20 protein-coding genes are annotated in these 13,228 nt (G+C 65.8%); 17 read left to right on the forward strand and 3 right to left on the reverse strand.

Annotation, left to right across the window (positions count from 1 at the left end; all coding sequences use genetic code 11):
- Positions 1 to 9: 9 nt before the first annotated feature.
- The 14 genes from L6Q21_RS09745 (at position 10) to L6Q21_RS09810 (ending at position 8,851) form a co-directional block, all read left to right on the forward strand.
- Complete coding sequence (locus tag L6Q21_RS09745; protein WP_237830552.1) at positions 10 to 486, forward strand: hypothetical protein; 477 nt, start codon at positions 10 to 12, stop codon at positions 484 to 486.
- 38 nt (positions 487 to 524) lie between these two features.
- Entirely contained in the window at positions 525 to 1,652 is a 1,128-nt protein-coding gene (locus L6Q21_RS09750; RefSeq protein WP_237830553.1) for a phosphoadenosine phosphosulfate reductase domain-containing protein, read from the forward strand.
- A 32-nt stretch (positions 1,653 to 1,684) separates the two neighbouring features.
- Complete coding sequence (locus L6Q21_RS09755) at positions 1,685 to 2,029, forward strand: DUF7736 domain-containing protein (protein ID WP_237830554.1); 345 nt, start codon at positions 1,685 to 1,687, stop codon at positions 2,027 to 2,029.
- A gap of 60 nt (positions 2,030 to 2,089) precedes the next feature.
- On the forward strand, positions 2,090 to 2,551 hold the full coding sequence (locus L6Q21_RS09760; protein WP_237830555.1) for a hypothetical protein: 462 nt from the start codon (positions 2,090 to 2,092) through the stop codon (positions 2,549 to 2,551).
- A gap of 52 nt (positions 2,552 to 2,603) precedes the next feature.
- Positions 2,604 to 2,849: a DUF6117 family protein gene (locus L6Q21_RS09765; RefSeq protein WP_237830556.1), complete on the forward strand. Its 246-nt coding sequence runs from the start codon at positions 2,604 to 2,606 to the stop codon at positions 2,847 to 2,849.
- A 39-nt stretch (positions 2,850 to 2,888) separates the two neighbouring features.
- Positions 2,889 to 3,077, forward strand: coding sequence for a hypothetical protein (locus L6Q21_RS09770; RefSeq protein WP_237830557.1), 189 nt, complete (start codon positions 2,889 to 2,891; stop codon positions 3,075 to 3,077).
- 84 nt (positions 3,078 to 3,161) lie between these two features.
- Entirely contained in the window at positions 3,162 to 3,401 is a 240-nt protein-coding gene (locus tag L6Q21_RS09775; protein WP_237830558.1) for a hypothetical protein, read from the forward strand.
- Positions 3,402 to 3,675: 274 nt separating this feature from the next.
- Positions 3,676 to 4,629, forward strand: coding sequence for a hypothetical protein (locus tag L6Q21_RS09780; RefSeq protein WP_237830664.1), 954 nt, complete (start codon positions 3,676 to 3,678; stop codon positions 4,627 to 4,629).
- 186 nt (positions 4,630 to 4,815) lie between these two features.
- Complete coding sequence (locus L6Q21_RS09785) at positions 4,816 to 5,691, forward strand: N-6 DNA methylase (protein WP_237830559.1); 876 nt, start codon at positions 4,816 to 4,818, stop codon at positions 5,689 to 5,691.
- A gap of 68 nt (positions 5,692 to 5,759) precedes the next feature.
- Positions 5,760 to 6,404: an antitoxin of toxin-antitoxin stability system gene (locus L6Q21_RS09790; RefSeq protein WP_237830560.1), complete on the forward strand. Its 645-nt coding sequence runs from the start codon at positions 5,760 to 5,762 to the stop codon at positions 6,402 to 6,404.
- A 38-nt stretch (positions 6,405 to 6,442) separates the two neighbouring features.
- Positions 6,443 to 6,847, forward strand: a complete 405-nt coding sequence (locus L6Q21_RS09795) for a hypothetical protein (RefSeq protein ID WP_237830561.1) — start codon at positions 6,443 to 6,445, stop codon at positions 6,845 to 6,847.
- A gap of 77 nt (positions 6,848 to 6,924) precedes the next feature.
- The gene (locus L6Q21_RS09800; RefSeq protein WP_237830562.1) at positions 6,925 to 7,443 is read left to right on the forward strand and encodes a hypothetical protein; all 519 of its coding nucleotides are present in this window, start codon (positions 6,925 to 6,927) and stop codon (positions 7,441 to 7,443) included.
- A 115-nt stretch (positions 7,444 to 7,558) separates the two neighbouring features.
- Complete coding sequence (locus L6Q21_RS09805) at positions 7,559 to 8,158, forward strand: hypothetical protein (protein WP_237830563.1); 600 nt, start codon at positions 7,559 to 7,561, stop codon at positions 8,156 to 8,158.
- Between the two features lie 189 nt (positions 8,159 to 8,347).
- Positions 8,348 to 8,851 (forward strand): hypothetical protein, encoded by a 504-nt coding sequence (locus tag L6Q21_RS09810; RefSeq protein WP_237830564.1) that lies wholly within the window; start codon positions 8,348 to 8,350, stop codon positions 8,849 to 8,851.
- A 54-nt stretch (positions 8,852 to 8,905) separates the two neighbouring features.
- Here L6Q21_RS09810 and L6Q21_RS09815 read toward each other — a convergent pair whose 3' ends face one another.
- On the reverse strand, positions 8,906 to 9,058 hold the full coding sequence (locus L6Q21_RS09815) for a hypothetical protein (protein ID WP_237830565.1): 153 nt from the start codon (positions 9,056 to 9,058) through the stop codon (positions 8,906 to 8,908).
- A gap of 306 nt (positions 9,059 to 9,364) precedes the next feature.
- Positions 9,365 to 9,760, reverse strand: a complete 396-nt coding sequence (locus L6Q21_RS09820; protein WP_237830566.1) for a hypothetical protein — start codon at positions 9,758 to 9,760, stop codon at positions 9,365 to 9,367.
- Between the two features lie 159 nt (positions 9,761 to 9,919).
- Here L6Q21_RS09820 and L6Q21_RS09825 point away from each other — a divergent pair, with 159 nt between their 5' ends.
- The 3 genes from L6Q21_RS09825 to L6Q21_RS09835 all read left to right on the forward strand — a co-directional run bounded on the left by L6Q21_RS09825 (position 9,920) and on the right by L6Q21_RS09835 (position 12,473).
- Positions 9,920 to 10,126 carry a DUF5818 domain-containing protein gene (locus L6Q21_RS09825; protein ID WP_237830567.1) on the forward strand — a complete coding sequence of 69 codons (207 nt, stop codon included), beginning with the start codon at positions 9,920 to 9,922 and terminating at the stop codon, positions 10,124 to 10,126.
- Between the two features lie 646 nt (positions 10,127 to 10,772).
- Positions 10,773 to 11,333: a DUF736 family protein gene (locus L6Q21_RS09830; RefSeq protein ID WP_237830568.1), complete on the forward strand. Its 561-nt coding sequence runs from the start codon at positions 10,773 to 10,775 to the stop codon at positions 11,331 to 11,333.
- 81 nt (positions 11,334 to 11,414) lie between these two features.
- Positions 11,415 to 12,473 (forward strand): SLOG family protein, encoded by a 1,059-nt coding sequence (locus tag L6Q21_RS09835; RefSeq protein ID WP_237830569.1) that lies wholly within the window; start codon positions 11,415 to 11,417, stop codon positions 12,471 to 12,473.
- Positions 12,474 to 12,666: 193 nt separating this feature from the next.
- Here L6Q21_RS09835 and L6Q21_RS09840 read toward each other — a convergent pair whose 3' ends face one another.
- Positions 12,667 to 12,903, reverse strand: coding sequence for a hypothetical protein (locus L6Q21_RS09840; RefSeq protein WP_237830570.1), 237 nt, complete (start codon positions 12,901 to 12,903; stop codon positions 12,667 to 12,669).
- Between the last annotated feature and the right edge of the window lie 325 nt (positions 12,904 to 13,228).

Below are 13,228 nucleotides of genomic sequence, written 5' to 3' on the forward strand. Positions count from 1 at the left end.
GTTTCCGTCATGCAGATCGAGCTACGCAACATCGCCTTCTGCGAGGCGCTGTCCCATGATTCCACCGCTTATGCCGCCGAAGTCTGGATCGACGGCCAGCTTGCCTTCCACACGCGCAATCACGGCCTCGGCGGCGCCGACATCATCGACCGCGCCGGCCGGTGGAGCGAGGATGAGGTCAATGCCTGGCTCGAAACCAACCGCCAGCCCAGGACCGTCGAGGGCGTGCGGTTCGACCCCGATCTCGAATCCGAAATCTGGATGCTGCTGACACGGGAACTGGAATATCGGCGTCTCAAAGACTTGCTGCCCTCGCATGTCGTGACGGTCGAGCATGGCCGGATCTACCATTATCCGCTGCGCCGCCACGGCCGCGAAAAGGTCGAAAGCGCGGTGCTCGCCGCCAATCCCGACGCCCTGATCCTGCGCGCGGAAGACGAGACCGCGCTGCGCCGCGCCGCCGAAATCCTCGTCACGCAGCTCTGATCCCGCCGGACGCACCCGGCCCTGTCCAGGGGACGATCATGTTCATCCCGACCTCTCCCCCGACGGGCTGCGTCCTGCCGCCCGCCGCGATCGATCCGCTCGTGATCGATGCCATCGGCCGCAACGCCTGGTTCGCCTTCAACCTGTCGGGCGGCAAGGACTCGACGGCGGCGAGCCATGCCGCGATGGCGCTGCTCGACCGGCTCGGTCATCCCCGTGACCGCCGCATCGCGATCCATGCGGACCTCGGCCGCGCCGAATGGACCTCGACCCCCGCCACGGTGGAACGGATCGCCCGCCATCTCGGCATCCCGCTTATCGTCGTCCGCCGCCGCGCCGGCGATATGGTCGCGCGCTGGGAACAGCGCTTCGCGAGCGGCAAGGCCCGCTATGAAGCGCTCGCGACCTACAATCTGATCGGTCCCTGGTCCTCGTCGTCGCTGCGGTTCTGCACGTCCGAACTCAAGGTCCAGGTCATCGGCCGCGAGCTGGTCCGGCGCTTTCGAGGCGAAACCATCGTCTGCGTGATCGGCCTGCGCCGCGAAGAAAGCCTCGCGCGCCGCAGCACGCCGGTCTCCGGCCTCGACGAGCGGTTCGCCAAGCCCGGAAACGTAGCCGGCACCCGTGTCCTCGACTGGCACCCGCTGGTCGACTGGACCGCCGCCGACGTGTTCGGCGCGCACGATGCGCATGGCCTGCCGCTGCACGAAGCCTATTGCCGCTATGGCTCCACCCGCCTGTCGTGCGCCTTCTGCGTCCTCGCATCGCGGCATGACCTGCGCGCTGCCGCGCGGGCGGCACGCAATGTCGGCCTCTACCGTCATCTTGTCGCCATCGAGGCGGACTCGACCTTTTCCTTCCAGCCGGCGCGCTGGCTCGCGGACATTGCCCCGCATCTGCTGAGCGACGGCCTTCGCGCCGATCTCGTCCGTGCAAGGGCCGATGCCCAGGCGCGACGGCGCATCGAGGCGGCCATGCCCGCCGGGCTCCGCTTCGTCAAAGGCTGGCCGCCGCGGGTGCCGACCCCGCAGGAGGCCGACCGGATCGCGGCCGCCCGCGCGCCGATCCTCGCCCGCCATCATCTGGAGAACCGCTTTCCCGACGGCCCCGCCGTTTCGGCGCGCTTCGCGGACCTCCTCGACCTCAAGGCCGCGCGTGGCCGCTGAGCCCCGATTCACCCACCGAGCAGGAGCAGCACATGACCCAGAACCAATCCGAACCGCGCCTCGCCGCGCGGCAACTCACCCGCGAGGAAGCGATCCGCTTCGCGCAGGAGGAGCATTGGAAGGCGATGACGCCCGAACAGCAGGCCATCTTCCAGATCCGGCAGGACCGTCTTTGCATGCCGTTCGATCATTTCGCGAAAAGCATGAACCTTCTCCTCGGCCGCCCCGTCTTCACCCCCGAGTTCGCCGACCCCGATCGCCTCTGGTCCGAAATCCAGGGGCACACGCCCGCGCCCGACCCCACAGCGATCATCGCGTCGTTCGAACGACGGCTCGGTGGAGGAGGGAGGGAGAAGGAAGCGGATGCGGTGGCGTGACGTGATCGCCGCCGTCCGACTTCCCATCCCGCACCGGCGCGACGCCGCAGGAGACACACCATGGACATCATCGCCTTCCGGACCCGCCTCGCGGGGACTCTGCCTTTCTACGAATATCGCGCGCTGGTCCCCGCGACCGAAATCCATGACGCGCGCCGCGCCTTCGTCACGCCCATCAAGGCGCCCAGGACATCCGGCCCGCCGGCGATGGTCCGCCTCGCGCAGATCATCGCGCCCGATGACTATGCCGCGCAGCCGCACCGCGACCGGATGAATGTTTCGGGTCGGATCGCACTGCTCGCCAAGAAGATCGAGACGCTGATCGTGCGCACCCTCTACCCGGAGATGACCGCCGACATCATTCCCGTGATCTTTCGTCTCGACCACGATCCCGGCGACGCGCGGGCACGGGTCGCGATCGACGATCTCACCGGCGCCTTCACGCGTCTCGAACCGCAAGCCGACTGTCTCATGGCGTTCGATCTCGGCCTTCGCCAGGACTGCGAGCGCCGCGCCGCCTGACCGGGCCAAGTCGCCCACGCCGCGAAATCCATCCCACATTCAGGAGACGGCCATGGCCATCCCCGATCATGCCCGCAAGAATTTCCAGACCCTGCTGCGCGCCGCGCGAAACGACGATCTCGCGCTGCTCGAATGCAACGACGCCGCGACCGGCGAGGTCCGCTACGTCCTTTGTGCCGTCGGGCGCGATGAGACCGGCTATGTGATGACGCCGTTCGGCCATCTGGCGACGACCGACAATCCCTACGACGCCTATCTCCCGCCCGATGCGTCCGGCGGTCCCGGCCATCCGGCCTGATCGCCCCGATCCCACACGTCCCGAACCATGGAGACTCCCATGCCAGCCCTGTCGCCGCTCCGGGCGCGGCTCGCCTCGTTCGAGCACGCCTACGCCGTTGCCCTCCGGCAGCGCCAAAGCACCAACCGCTATCAGTTCGTGGTTCGCACGGACGATCCCCTCCAGCCTTTCAGGGTCACGGGACGGCCGCCGGCCCGCCACGAACAGATCCTCACCATGCTCCCCTGATCCTGTCCGGCAAGCACCGTTGCCATCGGCGATGGCCGCCTTCGGCCATGTCCGCCGCCCGATCCCGACACAAAGGACTCCGCCATGACCCAATCCACCACTGTCCCGCTCCATCCCGTGTGCCGCCATTGCGGCAGCGACCAGATCGTGCGCGACGCCAGCGCCCGCTGGGACGCCGCGGCACAGGCCTGGACGCTATCGGGCGTCTATGACTGCCATTTCTGCGACACCTGCAACCGCGAGGGCGACACGCTGGCGCAATGGACGACCGCCACCGGCGAAGAACCCGAAGGCGCCGGTTCCGGCCCGGTCCCGCTGCCGTGACGCCGCGCTCCTCACGCCGGGAAGTCCGCAACCCGCTGCTCGGACTGGAGGAGGTCCAGGCTCTCCTCGAACTCGATCTGGAATCGCGCCTCGCCATCGCCACGCTCTGCCGCGCCATCCACGCCAATTCGCGGGCTCGCGCCGAGAAATGCTGGCGCACGCACAAGGCGCCGATGGCCACCTACTGGAAGGGATGCTCGGTTGTCGCCGGCCATGTGGCGAATGTCGTCGTATCTCGATCCGAACGGGCCGAACATCGCAGGAGACGGTCGCCATGACTGTCGTTCCGTTCCCGTCCCGGTCGGGCATGGCCGACATAGACATGCCCGTGGTCGCGGCATGGGGCATGGGCCTCGACAGCACCGCCATGATCATAGAATGGGTCAGCCGGGGCCTACGCCTCGATGCGGTTCTCACCGCCGACACCGGCGCCGAGCGGCCCGAGACCTACGAGTATCTGCCGCTTTTCCAGCGCTGGATGAACGCACGCGGCATCCCGAACCATATCGTGCGCTATGTGCCCAAGCGCTTCAAACACTGGCCGCCTTATTTCACCATCCTCGAAAATTGCCTGACCAACGCGACGCTTCCTTCCGCGAGTTTCAACCGCAAAAGTTGTTCCCAAAAATGGAAGATCGCGCCCCAGGACAAATGGGTGGAACAGTGGCCGCCGGCCCAGGCGACATGGCGGCGCGGCGGCAAGGTGCTGAAGCTGATCGGCTACGATGCATCGCCGGCCGACAGCCGCCGCTATGACCATAGCCTCGGAAGGACCGATCTCCGCTTCGACTATCGCTACCCGCTGCGCGAATGGAACTGGGACAGGCTCGCTTGCGCCCGCCGCATTCGCGCCGAAGGCTTGCCGGTGCCGGTCAAATCGAGCTGCTTCATCTGCGCCGCGATGAAAACGGAAGAGGTCGCCTCGCTTCCGCGCTGGTGCCTGCGCCTCATCGTGCTGATCGAAGCGCGCGCCGCCCCGCGCCTGCGCAATGTCGAAGGGCTCTGGCGATCCTCGACCCGATCGCGCCCCGGCTCGATGACCGCGTTCATCCGCAGCGCGGGCCTGCTCGACGCGAGCGAGATCGACGCCATCATCGACGGGGCGCCAGTCGACCTGATCCACTTCCAGCAGGTCGCCGCCCAAATTCCGCTGGCCGAGCGTCCGACCATGCGGAACTGGATCGACCGCTTCAACGCCGGCGTCGATCAGCTCGCCAGAGCCGCGTGACGGCCTGAGCCGTCTAGGACGATTCCCACAGCGCCAATCCCACAGCGCCAATCCCTGCAACTCGATTTTCCGCGATTTTCCACAGCCCCTTTTTTTTGGAGGGGAGTGAGCGCGGAAGAGTGGGTGACGGGGGGCTTGTGGGCGACCCGGTGCGGTCGACGCCGCTTCCCGCGCCCTTCCATCCCCATGCCCGTGCATGTCCGGCACGCGCCGCAACCGGCGCGGGCGCGGCTGCGCGCGGCCTCGATCCGAGACCGCAACATGACATCCCACGATCAGCATATCGGCGCGATCTGCAAGCTGCTGCGTTCCTGCGCCTATCGCCACAATCTCCACCGGCTGTTCTCCGATTGCATGGAAACCACCGCGATCGCGATCTCCAACAGCGTCGATCTCAGGCACCGGGACAGCCGCGAGAAGCGCTATCTCGAAATCGTCGGACGCTATGAGCGCAAGGTCGTCGAGATGTTTCCGCAAGTCCTGGGGCACATCGTCATGGCGCTCGAAGACGAGCCGCGCGACATCCTCGGCCCGACCTATATGGGCCTCGAACTGGGCAATGCGCAAAGCGGGCAATTCTTCACGCCCTATAGCGTCTGCCGCTTCATGGCGGAACTCACGCTCGGCAATCTGGACGAGATCAGGACGCGCATCGCGGCGAACGGCTTCGTGACCACCATGGAACCGGCCTGCGGCGCGGGCGCCATGATCATCGCGCTTGCCGACGCCATGCGCGCGCACGGCATCAACTATCAGCAGCATCTTCACGTCACCGCCATCGACGTCGACGCCAGCGCCGCGCACATGGCCTATATCCAGTTCAGCCTCCTGCATATTCCGGCCAAGCTGTTCGTCGGCGATTCCCTGTCGGGCGAAATGCGGGAATGCTGGTTCACGCCCGCCCATATCCTCGGCGGATGGTCGGCCAGGCTCGCGCGCCGCGATGCCGAGACGGCCGCCCACGCGCTGATCGCGCCGCCGCCGGAACCGCAACGGATCGCGCCCGCCGCGCCGGCACCCCGCGGCCGGGAGGAAGGACCGCGGCAACTGAGCCTGTTCTGACCCGGCTCCGGCCCGGCCGGCACCCATTCTCCACCCGCTTCGCCTGTTGCTCATCAGGGAGACGAGCCATGCCCAAAATCATCGAAATCACCGTGTTCCGCTTCGAGGAACTCGCCGCCCGCGCGAGGGAAAAGGCCCGCGACTGGTATCGCCAGACCGGTCTCGACTATGACTGGCACGACTACCACTTCGACGACTTCGAGCGGATCTGCGAGATCCTCGGCGTCACATTGCTGACCAGCCCCGTCGAACTCCATGGCGGCGGCACCCGCCCGCGACCGCACATCTATTTCAGCGGCTTCTCAAGCCAGGGCGACGGCGCCTGCTTCGAAGGGGACTATAGCTATGCGAAGCTCGCACCCGCGCGCATCCGGGCCTACGCACCGCGAGACAAGGAACTCCACCGGATCGCCAGTGCGCTTCAGGCGATCCAGCAGCAAAACGGCTACCAGCTCCACGCCCGGATCGACCATCGCGGACGCTATTATCACGAACATAGCATGACGATCTCGGTCGAGCGCAACAGCCCCACCGAACGCGAGCCGACCGCGAACGCCGCCGGCAGCATCGAGGAAGCGCTGCGCGATCTCGCCCGCTGGCTCTACCGCCAGCTCGAACGCGAATATGACTATCTCAACTCGGACAAGGCCGTCGACGAGGCGATCCGGGCCAACGAATACACCTTCACCGCCGAGGGCGCCCGCTTCGGTTGAAGCCGCCCGCAATGTCCAGCCAGCATAGGAGACCGCCGATGACCGGCACCGTCCGCCTTACCGCGACCGATATCGGATGCCTGCGCCGCGCCGCCGAACAGATCGCACGCCGACATAGCGGGGCACGCCGCTTCGCCATCGAGATCGCGGAGCGCGTCAGCCTCGTGAGCGGCGAATCAGCCCTCAATGTGTGGGCGATCAGCAACGATCCCGATTGGGCCGATACCGATCTTCACGACAAGCATTCCTGGCGACGAATCCGTGAGCGCCACGTCCTCGCCGGCGGCAAGGCCCTGTTCGACCTCTATATCTACGAACGGCGCGGCATCGGCGAGCCCGGCGATCTCGTCTGCTGCGCGCAGGCCGAACTCGATGCCGACGGCCTGCTCGCCGTCCATGCCGACAGCCTGAAGAACGTCTGGCGCCGTCCCGCAGCCGACTGATCGCGTGCACGGCCATCGCCATCGCTGGAGGGGAGAGAGGGAGGAGCGTGGCGATCAACAAGAATGGAGTGTCCGCCATGCCCGCATCCAATATGTTCACGACTGGCCCGAACCACTGGCGATCGGTCTTCATTTCCGGTTCCAGATCCTTCCAGGGACGGCTTCCCGTGTCCGTCATGGACCATCTCGACAGCATCATCGCCCGGAAGCTGCCGGTCCTGATCGGAGACGCGCCCGGCGTGGATGCCGCCGTTCAGGCATATCTCGCCGAGAGGCACGCGCGGGAGGTGACGGTCTTCTTCGTCGGCCGGCGACCCAGGCACAATGCCGGAGGCTGGCGCACCCAACTGGTCGATACTGATTGTCCGACCGGCACGCGGGCGTGGCGCGGCGCCAAGGATCGGGTCATGTGCCACCTCACGGACGTCGGCTTCGTCATCTGGGACGGCGCCAGCGCCGGCAGCTTCGCCAATATCCGCCAGCTTTGCCAGCTCCGGCTTCCCGTCGTCGTCTATGTGCGTCCCCAAAACAGCATCCTGACGCTGACGACCGACGCGGACAGGGCGGCCGTCCTGTCTCCCCGGCATTCCGGCTGACCCCCATCGTCCATCCCGCGCGAGCGGAGGGGAGGAAGAGGATGGTTTGAGGGCGGCGGGACGCGGCTGAAGCGATCCCGACCGCCTGCCTTTCCAGCATCGTCAGGAGACTTCCATGCACACCACCACATCCCGTTCGCCCACGCAGCACTGCTACGGCGTCATCGTCGATCGCCGCGCGAGCTGGTGGCTCGTCGAATTTCACGCGACGGAAACCAGGCCGATCGCGGCGCACCGCCTGACCGGCAAGCTCACCCGCGCCATGACCGATTATCTGCGACAGGACGCCGGCAGCGACGATGCCTTCACCGAGGTCGCCTCGCTCAACCCGGAAAGCTGCTGCTGGTCGGGCGAGTTCGCCTTCGTTCCGTCCCGTCAATCGCCCGATCGCTTCGACATCGACGCGCATCCCTGGGGCTCGGACGCCGATGAACAGGAAACCCGTCTCGCGGAGGTCATGATCGACAGCACGCTGTTCCCGCTGCCGGCCGGCTTCGTGTCGGTGCTGCAAACCTTGCCGCCGGAGGATCTGCCCGTCCTCGCGATCCGTCCGAGCGACTATCGCTGCGCGACCTTCGAGGTGCTGACCGCCCGCTACATGCCGACCTATCGCCCGCTCTCGCCGTGGCGCGACCTCTCGAACGACGCCGTGACCGATGGCGGCTGCAATATCGTCGGCTGGAAGCCCGCCCAGGACTGGATCAAGCCGGCCTGAGCGTTCGCCGCTGGCCGGTCCGTCGCACGATCCCCTTCTGCCATCGGCTGTCCCCCGGCCCGGCAGGAGGGGAGGAAGCGAGGAATAGGCGGTCTTCATGGGAAGGCTGCGGGATCGCAGGATACCGCTCAATCCAGCAGCGCTTTCGATTGATCGCGAAACGCTGCTCAAGGCATCAGGACAGTCGCCATGCGTCTTTCACACGAACTCGCCGCTCGCCGTCAGCTCTATTCCTTTCCGCTGCCGACGGCGCCCTCCGTGCTGGTGATCGATATTCCGCGCCGCTATGCTGGCGTCGGCCTCGCGCTCGGCCGTTACTATCCCGTCATTATCGAGACCGACGACGAACTGGCCGAGTTTCACGCCTTCCTCGCGGCCGACCGCCCCTGCGTCGTGCCGCCCGACCTGCTGGCGCGGCGGCCGAGCTGCCGGGCCACCCAGGCGATCACCTTCTTCGAATATGCGCCGCCGCAACCCGGCTGGCCGTGGCTGCTGCTCTGCCATTGGCCGGAATCCTTCGCGCGCCGCGTCGAGACCGATCCCGACATGCTGGCCCGCGGCGCCTATACGATCGAGACCTTCGCCGATCACCGCGACCTGCTCGCCTATATGGCGCAGCTCTGCGACATGCTTGGCGTGCAGGCGCAGCCGAAGGTCGTTTTTCCGATGACGCACGTCGAGGGCATCGCCTGATCGGCCAAGCCGGCCTGTCGCGCGAGGGGACCGAGCCGCGATCGAACAGATCTGCTAGGATCGCTGCTCCATGAGCCGCTCGCGCGCCAGGTCCAGCGCGTGCGAGAGCCGGTATGCCACGACATCATCCTTGGGATCGACGAGGCAGGCAAGCGCCGCCTCCATCAGCTCGACCGCTCTCTTCAAGCCCGTATCGTTTGCCGCCATTGACCCCTCCATGGTTCAGCCGGCGGCACATCTCCGTAACGGAGAGTGCCAGCCCCTGAAGCCGGATGTTCGAAACATACCAAGCGATATGCGCGGACGCCTTTAGCCGGTGGCTTGGACATACGCGCCCGCCACCCGGCCGCAAAGGTGCGGACGGCTCGCTTGGAAGAGGTTTCGACGCCTCACCCGCCACCGGCGGGATAGGTGCCCTATAAGCGGAACCCGAGTCGCTGCCAAGCAACTCGGGTCCAGAATGCCGCAATGCGAGGGAGATAGGCGGGGACAGCGCCCCACGCCAATGGTCGCTCAGCGCGATGCCTGACGCGCGGCCTCCACCGGGCGGAACATATCGGCCCGCTGCTTCATCAGCTCGGTGAGCCAACCGAGATGCGCGGCCGCATCGGCAAGCGGCAGTTCGGCGACGACATCGAACAGCGCGCGCTGATAGGGGACGTCCCGATCCAGAATATCCTCCAGCCGCAGCCGCGCGGGACTGTCCGGATCGGTGATCCCGTCATTCGCCTCGCGCGCCGCGTCGAGGAAAGCGTCGGTCAGTTCCTGCGCTTCATAATAGCCGCCATCCAGTCCTTCGGTTCGCGCGATGTAAGCGAGCTTCCGGCGCACGAAGACAATCTCGGGATCGACCGCCGCATCGTCGAGGGACAGATTGAAATCGAAATCGGCAAGAAATTCGTCGATCATGGGTCATCATCCTTTTGTCCGCGACATAGAACATAATATGAACATATTTGCAAGGGCGGGAATGGCCTGCGATAGTCCGACCATGGCCGAAAATCGTCATGCCTCCAATCGGCGATCGCCTTCCGCAGGGGCCGCCCCTCGCCATGGCCGCGGCCCCCGATGACATCGGCCACCGCCCCCTCACGGCTGCGCGGCATCCTGCGGGCCACCGAGCGCGGCTACCGCCTCGAAACCGACGACGGCCACATCTGGCGCGTCGAGGGCGCCGTTCCCGCGGCCGAGCTGGTCGACCGCAGCGTCGTCGTCGAAGCCTATCGCAGGACCGCCACGCTGCTCGATCTCCTCTGGATCGGACCGGCCGAATAGCGCGGAGAGGGAGCGCAGCGGGGCGATTGAGAACGGTCGCGCGTCACCTCGATGTCCCCGTTCGCGGCACGGTCCGGTCCCCAGGCTTCGCCTGCCGAAGGTGGACCTGAAGGTCCACACGTCCCTTGTCAGGCGGGGGGCGTCGGGGACGCCGCCCCCCGCATCACCTCACACGCGAGGTCGTTCATCGCATTCGAAGCCGCCTCCGCAGTGTCTCGGCGTGCCGGGAGTGGGTCGGCGGGGCAAGGGCTGCCTCCGGCCAAGAAAATCTAGGAGAAAATGGGCCTGCCGACGTTATCGCCTTGGTCAGCGGTCGGCAGGCCCATTTTCTCCAAGATTTTCTAAAGGCCGCAGCGCGACGTCCCTTGCCCCGCCGACCCACTCCCGGCCCTTGAGCCCCGGCGAAGGCGGCTCCGAATGCGATGAACGACGGCCCCAGCCGCGCGCGCCGGTGATCAAGTCGGAATGCCTTCGGCATACGTTTCTTTGATCAGGGTCGCTACCGCGCCCGTTTTATTGGCTCAGGCTCACCAAATACGATGAAATACTGTCAAGAAAACAATAATCTATAAATATTGGAGGGGAGGGAGTAAAAGAAAAGTGCGGAAGGGATTGGCCCGGAAGCAACTTTTACGGAGTATTTCTCATGCAGATTGGTGGATTTAGCCGCAAGCCCGGCGAAGATGAAATCACCGGCTGGATACGGACGCGCACGCTCGACATGAGCTTTGTCATCCTTCGCGTCGTTCCCGAAGAACAGCGCACGGCCAAGGGCGGCATTCTCGAACTCTGGGAACCGAACGTCGCCGGCAATCTCGCACAGGTCGGCACGGTCTGGGAGCGTCCCAACAAGGACAAGACCGGCATGAACCTTTATTGCCTGATCGACGATCCCAGCTTCATCGAACCGATCTGGGGCACGTTCTTCCGCAACGACGACGGCAGTTTCGACGTCCAGTGGCGCCGCGATACCCGGCCGCAGGAAGGCACCCCCGGTCGCATGGGCGCGGGCGGCTACCAGAATGCGGGCGGCCAGCGCGGCGGTTACGGCCAGCGCCAGGGCGGCGGCTATGGGCAGCCCATGGGCGGCGGCTACGGACAACGGCAAGGCGGCAGCTACCCGCGCCAGAGCGGCGGCAGCACGGCAGGACCGAACGGCGAATATGTCGGCACGTCCCGCGACCTCGACGAAGAAGTCCCGATGTAAGCCTACGCGAAGGCGGGTCGGGGGAGCGGTGCAACGCTTCCCCGGACCCTGACCGTCCCCCCGTCCAAAGGAAGCGAACCCATGACCAAGAGAACGGCTGCCCGCAGCGTTAACAGCTTTTCCGACCTGCCGGAACTCTATGCCGCAGAGACCGCAACGGATGCTTTCGAGGCATCCTTCGGCGATCCCTTGCCGCTGTCGATCATCGAGCCGGGCGACGAACCGGGCGAACATGATATGCCCGAACCCATCGCGGCACAGGCGGAATGCGGCGGCATCGTCGCGGCGATTTTCGACCTGTTCACCGATACGAGGCTGGAGCCGCTGGCCACGGACATTGCTTGGGGTATCGTCAATTCGTTTTACTTCACCGCCGGAAAACTGGAACGGCAGGAAGATCGCCTAGCCGACACCCTCCGCGACATGGCGCGGCGCATGGACCCCGGCGAGGTATTCAACAAGGAGCTTGAGGATAAGCAGCTCGAATGCCAGTCCCTAGCCGAACAGCGCGCGGCCATCGGTGCCATGTGCGACTATGCCGCCGCCATGTATCGCGTCTATTCGGGCCGGGCATGGACTCCCTCGAAAGGCTCGAAGCCAAGCTACGTCACCAGCGCAAGCCAGATCAGCGCGCTGGATTTCCTTCGCGCCCGCGCCGAAAAGCGCCGCCTGATGCACGACCCGGACGGCCCCATTGTCGTGGTGTCCGGCCCCGCCGACTGGCACGATTGGCAAATGATCTGGGACCGGCTTTCGCTTATCTGGGTGCGCATTCCCAACATGATCGTGCTGGAGTTTGCACAGCACAGCGGCACCGACGCGGCCTCCCGCGCATGGTGCGCGGCGAACGGTGTTCCTTGCCTCAAAGCCTATCTGACCGGCAGCGGCTGGATGCTGAAGCGCGCGTTCGACCGTAACCGCATGGTGAACAACAAGTTCCTGCCGGTCGAGGCGATCATTTGCGAAGGCTCCGGCATCCAAGAGCATCTTTACGACCTGTTCAACGGGGGAAGCGAACGGCGCGTGCCGACCCATTATTTCTACCGCGACGAGCAGGGACCGGCAACGCCCCTGCCGGAAGCGAAGCGCCTTGCCAAACGGCGCTATGTGCAGGACTTCGACCCGCACGACCAATATTGACGCGGCACCACGCCGCACAATCGCCACCATAGAACCAAGGCCGATGCAGCATCCAGCCGCATCGGCCTTTTTTCATGCAACAGGCCGTCGCCGCGCCTGACGGCGCGGCGACAGAACAGCCCGAAAAGGGGATGGCGCGCGATCGGCCCGCCCCCCTCAAAGGGAGGGGATCGCATCGGCCCGGCATCCCCCGTCAGGACTTGGGCAGCGCGGCCTTGAGCGCCGCAATCGCGGCAGGCCCGCCCAGTTTCAACAGCAGCCCCATGACGTCGCGAAACTCCCGTTCCGCGATGTCCTCGACCGGCAGCGCGGTGACAATCGCGCCGTAGCGTTCCCGCACCCGCCGCCGCGTCGTCTCTATTTCCTCGGCAATCTTGCGGCTTCGCTCTGCCAGATCGGCAAGCCGCTCCCTATCGGACATCTTCGGCATGACCAGCTTTCCACATCGTCGCCAGTCCGCCCGCCATGCCCCTTGTCGCATGGCCGTGCCGCGCCCGCAATGGCGAGCCAGACCGCAAGGCCGCATGGCCCGCCCGCTGCGTTGGTGGATGACGCAGCGACCCAGTCGCTGCGAGGCAAGCGACGCACGCCGCCTCGGCGTTTGTAATGCACCCTACGCACGGGGTGCTGCGGAGACTTTCTCGCGTTAAATCAATCAATTACCCTTGGCAGACATGTCAGCCGACATGCAGTTTCGATGGCTGACACGTCTGCCCGCTCAGCGCGAGGCACCCGGAAAGCCCAGCAATTCCGCC

The sequence above is a fragment of the Sandaracinobacteroides sayramensis genome (assembly GCF_022014495.1).
In the GTDB taxonomy this organism is placed as follows: Bacteria; Pseudomonadota; Alphaproteobacteria; order Sphingomonadales; family Sphingomonadaceae; genus Sandaracinobacteroides; species Sandaracinobacteroides sayramense.